Annotated in this window: 7 protein-coding genes and 1 pseudogene; 4 read left to right on the top strand and 4 right to left on the bottom strand. The window is 70.2% G+C overall.

Annotated elements, in window-relative coordinates:
* The first annotated feature begins 253 nt into the window (after positions 1-253).
* Positions 254-1,066 (top strand): hotdog fold thioesterase, encoded by an 813-nt coding sequence (locus tag G6027_RS00135; protein WP_182634294.1) that lies wholly within the window; start codon positions 254-256, stop codon positions 1,064-1,066.
* A gap of 65 nt (positions 1,067-1,131) precedes the next feature.
* The gene (locus tag G6027_RS00130) at positions 1,132-1,698 is read left to right on the top strand and encodes an NAD(P)H-dependent oxidoreductase (protein ID WP_182634292.1); all 567 of its coding nucleotides are present in this window, start codon (positions 1,132-1,134) and stop codon (positions 1,696-1,698) included.
* Positions 1,699-1,785: 87 nt separating this feature from the next.
* Here G6027_RS00130 and tpx read toward each other — a convergent pair whose 3' ends face one another.
* Together tpx and G6027_RS00120 are read right to left on the bottom strand one after the other, a co-directional pair.
* On the bottom strand, positions 1,786-2,283 hold the full coding sequence (gene tpx / locus G6027_RS00125) for a thiol peroxidase (RefSeq protein ID WP_182634290.1): 498 nt from the start codon (positions 2,281-2,283) through the stop codon (positions 1,786-1,788).
* Positions 2,284-2,292: 9 nt separating this feature from the next.
* Positions 2,293-2,967: a DNA-3-methyladenine glycosylase gene (locus G6027_RS00120; RefSeq protein WP_182634288.1), complete on the bottom strand. Its 675-nt coding sequence runs from the start codon at positions 2,965-2,967 to the stop codon at positions 2,293-2,295.
* Between the two features lie 124 nt (positions 2,968-3,091).
* Between G6027_RS00120 and G6027_RS00115 the strand changes: the two genes are divergently transcribed.
* Together G6027_RS00115 and G6027_RS00110 are read left to right on the top strand one after the other, a co-directional pair.
* Complete coding sequence (locus tag G6027_RS00115; RefSeq protein ID WP_182634286.1) at positions 3,092-3,724, top strand: ElyC/SanA/YdcF family protein; 633 nt, start codon at positions 3,092-3,094, stop codon at positions 3,722-3,724.
* Positions 3,725-3,813: 89 nt separating this feature from the next.
* The gene (locus tag G6027_RS00110; protein ID WP_182634284.1) at positions 3,814-4,827 is read left to right on the top strand and encodes a pirin family protein; all 1,014 of its coding nucleotides are present in this window, start codon (positions 3,814-3,816) and stop codon (positions 4,825-4,827) included.
* Between the two features lie 18 nt (positions 4,828-4,845).
* On the opposite strand, the gene G6027_RS19395 is transcribed toward G6027_RS00110, so the two are convergent.
* Complete coding sequence (locus G6027_RS19395) at positions 4,846-5,388, bottom strand: isochorismatase family cysteine hydrolase (RefSeq protein WP_241726673.1); 543 nt, start codon at positions 5,386-5,388, stop codon at positions 4,846-4,848.
* A 69-nt stretch (positions 5,389-5,457) separates the two neighbouring features.
* Positions 5,458-6,276, bottom strand: a pseudogene (gene nadE, locus G6027_RS19390) (ammonia-dependent NAD(+) synthetase); the annotation flags it as partial.
* Between the last annotated feature and the right edge of the window lie 19 nt (positions 6,277-6,295).

Below are 6,295 nucleotides of genomic sequence, written 5' to 3'. Positions count from 1 at the left end.
CGGTGTCGATCGCGCTGTGCGCCGCGGTGCGCAGCAGCAGCCACGCGCCCCCCGCCGCGGCGGCCAGCACCAGGATGACGATCGCGGTGGCGATCACGGTGGTGGCCGTGCGGATCGGCCAGCGCCGGGGCGTCGTGAGAACCTCGCTGTTCAGGGGCACTACTCGTGGGGGCTTCGCTCGTGGGGGCACTGTTCCATTGTGCGGCCACGTGAGCCCGTCGGGCAGGACTGGAACACGTGTTAGCGTCGCGAGATGAGGGAATCGACGCACCGCGGCCCGGAACCCCGACTGGGACTGACCTTCAGCCAGGCCGGGGACGGCACCGTGAGCTGGCATCAGCCGGTCGCCGACCAGTTCGTGGACCCGTCCGGGCGCTTTGCCACGGGGGCACTGGCCGTGCTGGTCGACTCCGGTCTCGGGGCCGAGAACCACCGCCGTCGTCCCGAGGGCATGTGGACCGTCACCACCGAGCTCCGTCTGGATCTGCTGGCCCGCCCCCGCGAGGGGTCGACCGGACTGGGCGTGCGCACGGACCACCTCGGCGACGACGGCCACTGTCTCACCACGCGGGGCGACGTCCTCGATGACGACGGCGAGGTGGTCGCCGCCGGACTGGTCAAGTCGATGGAGATCGCGGGGGTCGTGGACCCGGACGACTACGACGACGAGCCGCCGTGGCCCTCGGCACTGGCACCGGGAACGCTGGCCGAGGTGTTGTGCCTCACGGTGGACCACCACGAGGACGGCCCTGGTGGCACCCGGGCGGTGGAGGCCGTGATCGCCCCCGAGCCGGCGCTGGCCAACCCGCTGGGCAACCTGCACGGCGGGGTCTTCGCCGCCGTCGCGGAGGTCGCCGGCGCGGCGGTGTTCCCGCACGAGCGAGAGGTCAGTTCGTCCTCGCTCGACGTCAGATACGTGCGGCAGATCCCGCTCGACGGACCGGTCACGGTGCGCGCCGAGGCCCTCCACGACGGTCGGAGCTGGGGGATCGCGCAGGCGGTCACGCGGGACGCCCGCGGCCGGGTGTGCGCGGTGGCGTCGGTCACTGTCTACGGCAGGCGCTAGATTGTTGTTGTGTCACTCAAGTACGGTTGAGTTGTCCACGACATCGATCGACGGAGGAGACGACAGTGAAGATCGGCATCATCCTGGGCAGTATCCGTGACGAGCGGAATGGCGCGGCCGTGGCCGACTGGGTCACGGCGGAGGCCGCGTCGCGAGAGCTCGCCAGCTACGACCTGGTCGACCTCAAGTCCTTCGACGTTCCGCTCCTCACCTCGGCCACCGTGCCGGGTGCCGCGAACAAGAAGTACGAAGAGGAGCGGGTCACCCGGTGGAGCGAGGCGATCGACTCCTACGACGCCTTCGTCTTTGTCACCCCCGAGTACAACCACGGCGTTCCTGGAGGCCTGAAGAACGCCTTCGACTCGCTCGGTGACGAATGGGCGGACAAGCCGGTTGCCTTTGTCTCCTACGGCGCCGAGGGTGGGGTGCGTGCCGTGGAGCAGTGGCGCCAGATCGTCGCGAACTTCCGTATGTTCGGCGTCCGGCAGCAGGTCTCGCTGAGCCTGTTCACCGAGTTCGGCCCGGAGGGTCTCCAGCCGAACGAGCGTCGCGCGGATGAGATCTCCACCCTCTTCGACCAGCTCGAGGACGCGGTCCGCCGGTTCGCGCCGATCCCCGCGGGCAGCGCCTAGATAATTCGGTGACACCCGGCTCGCGCGCCGGATGAACGACCGTCGGCCCGCCTCCACATGGAGACGGGCCGACAGTCGTGAGGGTGATCAGTTGAGAGCGGCGAGTGCGGAGTCGTAGTCCGGCTCCGTGGTGATCTCGTCGACGAGCTGGGTGTAGACGACCTTGCCCTCGGCGTCGAGAACGATGACCGAGCGGGCGCACAGGTCGGCCAGCGGTCCGTCGGCCATCTTGACGCCGTACGTCGAGGCGAAATCGCTGCGGAAGGTGGAGCCGGCGGAGGCGTTCTCGATGCCCTCGTCGGCGGCGAAACGCTTGAGCGCGAACGGCAGATCGGCCGAGACGTTGATGACGGCGGTGTTCTCCAGTCCGGTGGCCTTCTCGTTGAACGTGCGGACCGACTGGGCGCACACGCCGGTGTCGACGCTCGGGAAGATGTTGAGCACGACGTTCTTGCCGTTCAACGACCCGGAGGTCACGGGGGCCAGATCGGTCCCGACGAGCTCGAACTCCGGAGCCGCCGAGCCGACGGCCGGGAGCTCGCCTGACGTGGTGACGGGATTTCCCTTGAATGCTGTGGTTGCCATGTACCCGTTCTACCGGACAGGAGGCGGGGGCGGCGCGGGCACCGCCTGGCCGGTCTGGTCGACCGCCCGCCACAGATACCACGAGGCGACCGAGCGGTACGGGGCCCAGTTCTCGGCTCGGGTGAGCATCTGTGCGGCGGTGGGGGGTTCGTCGAGCCCCGTGACCCGCTCGAATCCGCGTCGCACACCGACATCGGCCACGGGGAACACGTCGGGCCTGTCCAGCAGGAAGATCAGCAGCATCTCCACGGTCCATCGGCCCACCCCGCGGACGGCGGTCAGGGAGGCGACCACCTCGTCGTCGTCGAGTCCCTCCAGTTCCGCCAGCGTGGGGATCCGCCCGGTCCCGACCGCGTCGGCCAGGTCGCGGAGCGCGGCGATCTTGGGGCGGGAGACCCCGCACGCGCGGATATCGTCGTCGGAGAGGTCGGCGAGGAGAACGGGGTCGAGATGACGGGGCCCGGCCGCCCGCTCCCGGAGTCGGCCGGCGATCGTCGCGGCCGCCTTCACCGACAGCTGCTGCGACAGGATGGAGGAGGCCAGGCGGTCGAACAGGGTGTGCGGTCCGGCGTCCGTTGCGGGCGTGAGGGTGCACGGACCGACGGACTCGATGTGCCGCGCGAACTCGGGGTCCGCTCGGGAGAGGTATCGGACGGCAGTCGACTTGTCGTATCCTGCGAGCATACCGAGGAGGCTACCTGGCGGTTTTCTTGGCCATCTTGCCTCACAGGTAACAGCGGTACCGTGGCTGACGATAACTATCGGGTCACGAAATGACTCACATCGCTTTTGGGGGAGGAACGCCATCGTGCGTAGGACACACATCCGTCTCGCCGCGGTCGCGGCCGCGGCGGCACTCGCGCTGGGCGCCGGGGCCGGCACCGCGTCCGCCGGCTCGGCGGAGATGCCGTCGGGCACCGCGCTCTACAACGGACTGACCATGCTGGGCTGCCAGAACGTCGACCGGTCGATGCTGCAGATGTGCGGTGGACTGGACGTGCTCACGACCGACGATCCGGCGGTGCTCACGGCCAATCCGTTCACCACCGACATCGTGATCCTGGGCGCGGGCCTGTTTCCGGACGGGGGGATCCGGCCGGTGCTCGACGAGCGGCTGAGGACCGGCTTCCGGCTGGCCCAGGAGTACCCCACCGCCCGCATCATCGTGACCGGCGGCGTCCCGCAGAACGGCCGCACGGAGGCCCGGGCGATGGGTGACTGGCTCCGTGGCGCCGGTATCGCGCCGTGGCGGATCACCGAGGAGGGCAACTCCAATTCGACGGTCCAGAACGCGCAGTTCACCGACCGGATCTTCCGCGAGCGCGGGACCACCGGTGCGGTCGTGGTCTCCACGGGCGATCACGTGCAGCGCGCGGTGCTCAACTTCCGTCAGGCCGTCGACGGCCGGATCCCGGTGACCGGAGTGGTGGCGCGGGGCTGACCTGGCCTCCGCCGCGGGCGGGAACAAACTGCAACGGCCCGCAGTTATATGACGCGACAGCAATCATCGTCCCGTCATAGGAGAAGCCAGTGTCCGCCATCAGTCAGGTAGTCCCGCTCGGCGCGCAGTGGCCGGGCGTCGACCCGTTCCTGTTCGCGGTCCACCACCGCGACGAGTTCCCTGCGGCCGAGGGCGAGACCATGCGTCCGGCGGCCTCCCTGGAGGGCCGGTCCATCGGGGGCGACTTCTCCGGCAAGGACGGCTGGTCCATGTACCACGGCTCAGAGGTCCCCGGCTTCCCCCAGCATCCGCACCGCGGCTTCGAGACCGTGACGGTGGTGCTCGACGGTGTGGTGGACCACTCCGACTCGCTGGGCGCCGCCGCCCGCTTCGGACACGGCGACACGCAGTGGCTCACCGCCGGTGCGGGAATCTCGCACTCGGAGATGTTCCCGTTGCTGGATCCCGACGCGCCCAACACCATGGAGCTGTTCCAGATCTGGCTCAACCTCGCGCCCGAGGACAAGTCCGCCGAGCCGTACTTCGACATGTTCTGGTCCGAGGACACGCCCGTCATCGTCCGCGGTGAGGAGGGGGCCGCCGCGCGGTTCCGGGTGATCGCCGGGGAGGTCGACGGGGTCCGCGCCCTCGACCCGCCACCGCACTCGTGGGCCGCGCGCCCGGAGAACCATCTCGCCATCTGGATCGTCACCCTCGATCCCGGCGTCAGTACCGAGCTCCCGGCGTTCGACCCGTCCGCCACCCGGGTCCTGTACAACTACGGCGGCGAGCTGACCGTCGCCGCGCAGCACCTCGGTTACGACGCCGCCGTGCTCGCCCCCGGGGCCGTCACGGTGACCGCGGGCGCAGACGGCGCGGCGTTCCTGGTGCTGCAGGCCCGGCCGATCGGCGCTCCCGTGGTCCAACAGGGCCCGTTCGTCGGCAACACCCGCCAGGACATCGTCACCGCCATGGAGGAGTACCGGGCCGGCGTGTTCGGAACCTGGCACCTGGACCGGAACGATCCCGTCCACGCCCACGGCGAGACCCGCTTCGCGCGCTACCCGGACGGCCAGGAGAAGCGGCCGGTCGGTTCCCGCTGAGCCGCTCGGTCGCGCCGCTCAGTCGGGCCAGTGGCCGGTGCGCAGCAGCTCCAGGCTCTGCGTCTGGTCCAGCAGCGGCTGGCGCATCTGGTCCTGGAGGAACTCCAGGAGCGCCTCCGACAGCGGCGGGTTGTCCGACGAGATGGCACCCCGGGCCACCGCCACGTGCAGGTTCTCGGCGAAGCCGTCGATGGCGGTCTGCGCCACGCAGCTGTGTGTCGACACGCCGCACACGAGGAGGTGGCTCGCGCCGAGCCGGTCCAGCTCGGCTCTCAGATCGGTCCGGAAGAACGCGCTGTCCCGGGTCTTGACCACCTCCACGTGGCCTCCGGTCTCGAGCCCGTCGAGGAACCGCGCCTGCCCGGTGCCGGGGAACGCGAAACCCTGGTCGTCCTCGAGCATGTTGAGGGTCCAGGTGGAGCGGTCCTCGGCGTGCTCCGTCCGCACCAGGATCACCGGGCGCTCGGCCTCGTGGGCGGCGCGGATGAGCTCATTGACCGAGCCGACCAGCTCGTCCCGCACCGCCGCCAGTTCGGGGAACTCGAAGTACGAGTTCTGCATGTCGATCACCACCAGCGCCGTCCGCCGGCCGTCCTGCTCGCCGGTCCGCTCGCCGGCCCTCCCAGCCGGTCGCCACCAGGTGTCGGCCACCTCGACCGGGGTGGTGCGCTTGTGTCGGTTGCGGTGCCACGCCTCCTCGATCAGCCGGGCCGCCTCCTCGGGCACCTCGCGACCCTCGAGGTAGTCGTCGATGGCGTCGTAGCTGATCCCCAGCTCCTCCTCGTCGGTCTGGCCCTCGGCCTCGTCGAGAAGGTCGGCGGTGGGCACCTTGTCCCACAGCTGCTGCGGCGCCTGCAGGTGGCGGAGCAGTTCCCGGACCTGGCGTTTGTCCAGGCCCGACAGGGGCAGCAGGTCGGCGGCACCGTCGCCGAACTTGGTGAAGAACCCGGTGACGTTCTCGGCCGCGTGGTCGGCGCCGATCACCAGCAGCCCGCGGTCCCCGGCCACGGCGTACTGCGCGACCATGCGGTGGCGGGCCTTGGTGTTCCCCTTGGTGAAGTCCGTCAGCTCCTCGCCGGTGGCCTGCCGGATCTCGCCGTTGAGCCCGTCCACGCCCGCGGCGACGTTCACCGTGAGGGTCTCGTCGGCGTCCACGAACTCCACGGCCGCCACCGCGTCGTGCTCGTCGTGTTGCACTCGGTAGGGCAGGCGCATCCCCACGAAGACCGCCTCGCCGCCGTCGGCGCGGACCCTCTCCACCGCCAGCTGCGCCAGCCGCCCGGCCAGCGACGAGTCCACGCCGCCCGAGATCCCGAGCACGAAGCCCTTCGCCCCGCTCGCGCCCAGGTAATCGGCCAGGAACCGGACCCGACGCTCCACCTCCTCGGCGGGGTCGATCCGGGGACGGACGCCGAGGGCGTCGATGATCTGTCGTTGTGTCGCGCGCATGGGCCCAGTGTGCTGGCGA

This window comes from Dietzia sp. SLG310A2-38A2 (assembly GCF_014145095.1).
GTDB lineage: Bacteria > Actinomycetota > Actinomycetes > Mycobacteriales > Mycobacteriaceae > Dietzia.
Note: the sequence above shows the minus strand (reverse complement) of the source record. Positions and strands in the feature narration are given on the sequence as shown.

Coding starts and splice junctions, on each gene's coding strand:
- G6027_RS00135 (WP_182634294.1), top strand. CDS start 254: ATGAGGGAATCGACGCACCGCGGCCCGGAACCCCGACTGGGACTGACC.
- tpx (WP_182634290.1), bottom strand. CDS start 2,283: ATGGCAACCACAGCATTCAAGGGAAATCCCGTCACCACGTCAGGCGAG.
- G6027_RS00120 (WP_182634288.1), bottom strand. CDS start 2,967: ATGCTCGCAGGATACGACAAGTCGACTGCCGTCCGATACCTCTCCCGA.
- G6027_RS19395 (WP_241726673.1), bottom strand. CDS start 5,388: ATGCAGAACTCGTACTTCGAGTTCCCCGAACTGGCGGCGGTGCGGGAC.